The sequence below is a fragment of the Prosthecobacter sp. genome, from assembly GCF_049294395.1.
Classification (GTDB): Bacteria; Verrucomicrobiota; Verrucomicrobiia; order Verrucomicrobiales; family Verrucomicrobiaceae; genus Prosthecobacter.
Genome location: NZ_JBAQCR010000370.1, coordinates 1 through 2,891 on the forward strand (window position 1 = coordinate 1; position 2,891 = coordinate 2,891).

The window sequence follows — 2,891 nt, forward strand, 5'->3', positions numbered from 1 at the left end:
CTCCAGAACATGCAGCAGAATCCCGGCTCCATCCATCAGATCGTCGGCCAGAGCCTGAAGGAGCTGCGGCCCGGGCTGGAGCCAGCGCCACACGTGTCCTTCGACTGCATCGACATCCGCCCGGCAGAGGCCCGCAATCTGGAGGTGAGCCCGCAGACGATGCAGAGCCTGCACTGCGCCCAGGCGGTGAATGCCGCCGTGAAGTCCGTCATCACTGACGGCGGGCCCAACCAGGCCCCGGACGTGCTTCGCACCTCCGGCAGAAACGTCCTGCTCTACAACAAACGCGAAGAACTCTTCAATGTGGCCAAGTCAGAGGACAATGACCTCAACGGCCAGCACCTCGGTCCAAAATACTACAGCCACTACAAGCAGCTCGTCGCAGTGGACCATGAGCGGAAGCAAAAAAGCGGCATCGACGTGGAGGAAATGCTCCACTATGGCGAGGACAGCTCCAGCGTCCTCACAGACTGCTACAAATCCGCCGCCACAGGCACGGGCAAGTGCGCCGAGCATGCCTACACGAGCTTTGCACTGCTCACAGACCCGCAGTCACTGCAGAGCCTGGGCGTGGACATCCCGGATGGCAGCCTCATCATCCTCGCCTGTGGCAACCAGATCGACCACACCTACGTCTTCATCGCCGAGCCAGATGCGGTGACGATCTCCGATGAAAGAGACCGCAGGGTGCAGGTGAATGACCCTCGCAAAGTCGTCGTGGTGGACCCCTGGATGCCCGTGCCCTGCGCGCACACGCTGGACCGCAGCACCGCAGACATTCAGCAAAATCCCGTGTGCAAGCTCGTCGTGGCCAAGCAAGCAGACGGCATGAAGCTGCAGGACCGCCATGGGCGGGAGACAGCGCTGCCCCCGCCGCCACAGCCCGTGCTGGAGATGCTGGAGAGCTTCCAGGAAAATCACCGCGCGCAGGTGCTCCAGCACGCGCAGGAAAAGGAGTACCTCTCCCCCGATGAGCAGGCCAATCTCGTGCTGGGAGTCGGGGAGGTGGTGCGCAGTTCCATCATCGGCTTCAACTCCCGCCCCCCGTTCTACCGCAGCTCACACATGAGCACGCACACCCCGCTGGACACCTACCACTGCGGCGGCCCTTCTGTCAGCTTCTTCACCGCCGACCCCTCCCGCCACGCCCAGGCCCTGCAGTCCATCCAGACCTCCAATCAGCAGGACCCCGTGGACGTCCTGCTGGACGAAGACCATCTGCGGCTGCTCAAAACGGACCCTGCGGCCCAGAAAGCCTACCCCCACCTGGGCACCTTTTTCAGCGACCCGGAATATGCACAAAAGGTGCCGCAGAGGTGCACCACTCTGCCACCCCATGGCTCCCAGAACATCATCATCATGGAGCACCCGCAGCCGCCGCCCCCAGGCTCCCAGAACATCATCATCATGGAGCAGCAGCCGCCGCCCCCAGGCTCCCAGAACATCATCATGGAGCAGCAGCCGCCGCCCCCAGGCTCTCAGAACATCATCATCATGGAGCCGCAGCCGCCGCCGCCCGCGCCGCCAAAGGCAAAGAAAACCCTCCGTGAGGACCCTGAAATGAGATCCACCATGGAAAACGTGGAAAAAAGAAGCAGCAGGCAGCGCCAGCCCCTGTCAAAGCCCGAAACATCCAGCTCCTCCATCCGGGGAAAATTCAACAAATGACTGCGGAGCGGTGTGCAAATTTCCGGCAAAAAATCCTGGCCCTGCCATCCCGCAAAAAAGCACCCGCCACGCGCCGCCAGCGTGATCCCGCCGAAACGCCCGCCGCGTGTAATACCACAAGACATTGAAAACGGGTCTATTTCGGAGCCGATGAAAGTTCGGCTCTGAAGGAGAGACTTTGTTTTCAGTTGGAGACTTCAAGGCAAATCGGGCAGCCGATGCTTGCATGCCCGCCATACGTAGGATGGGTGTGGCGACAGCCCGCCCGTCCATCAGCGTTCCGCAAACATCGGGGCGTGCGAACACCCCCGTGGTCGGACGGTTTGGCGGAGGGAGTTGTGGAGCGAAGAAGCGGTTGCGACGCCAAACACATCCAACCTACGACCGGAGCGCCACGCTACCCGTACAAACCTGCTCAGACCCGTTTTCAATGGCTCGTGGTATAAAACCCCACCGCCCCGGGCGCACAAAACAAGGCGCAGAAAATGACGGTGATGATGACGATGGCCGCTAATGACCCGACGGCAGGTGATTCGATCGAGTGAAGCTATTTCGCATACGTGAAATCGGCCGGCCCGCCGCCCACGTCATAAAGGCGCTGCACCAGCAGCGGCACCGCCTTCCTGCTGTAGGTCACGGTGTGCAGCTTCTTCCCCAGCCAGAAGGAAAGATGCAGCCCTTCGGCAAACGGCACACCCGGTGTGCTGGCCGGGAGTCCGGGCAGCAGCTCCTTCGCTACCACCATCTGGTAGTGGCTCATCTCGCGCGTCTTCGCATTCTGCTCCGCCCAGTCAAACACCTCCCGCACAGTGTAAACCTTCGACTCCTGAAGCTGGATCTGCATGATCATCCCCACATCGGCTAAATCCCGCACAAACCAAAGGCAGCGAATCTCATTTTCAGGGCACTTGGAAAGGTAGCTCGTGAAGTGTTCACGGCATTGCCTGGCTTGTTCCGCGTTCATCTCGTCTGCGGCGAGTTGCGCAGGGGTGGGCAACGGCGGGCTCCCGTTCGTGCCCCCCTTGCTTCCGGCACTCCGCGCCATCCAGGCCCCGTGCTCGGCACCCGTCTGCTCATGGATCAGTTGCTTCGGAACCGGCTGCATCCTCTGAATCCCCGTGCACTTCCCAGCGGCAAAACCCACGATGACATTTTCGCCTGCGGGAGTGAGCACCCAGTACGACACCCGCTCCTTCTGCTGTTCCTTCCTGGCATAGAGCCCG

The 2,891-nt window shown here is 61.4% G+C and carries 1 protein-coding gene and 1 pseudogene; one reads left to right on the plus strand and one right to left on the minus strand.

Annotated elements, in window-relative coordinates:
- Positions 1-1,668: pseudogene (locus WAW39_RS24920) on the plus strand (hypothetical protein); the annotation flags it as partial.
- A 547-nt stretch (positions 1,669-2,215) separates the two neighbouring features.
- On the opposite strand, the gene WAW39_RS24925 reads toward WAW39_RS24920, so the two are convergent.
- The coding region (locus WAW39_RS24925; protein ID WP_422321869.1) for a hypothetical protein at positions 2,216-2,891 on the minus strand (676 nt) is incomplete at its 5' end.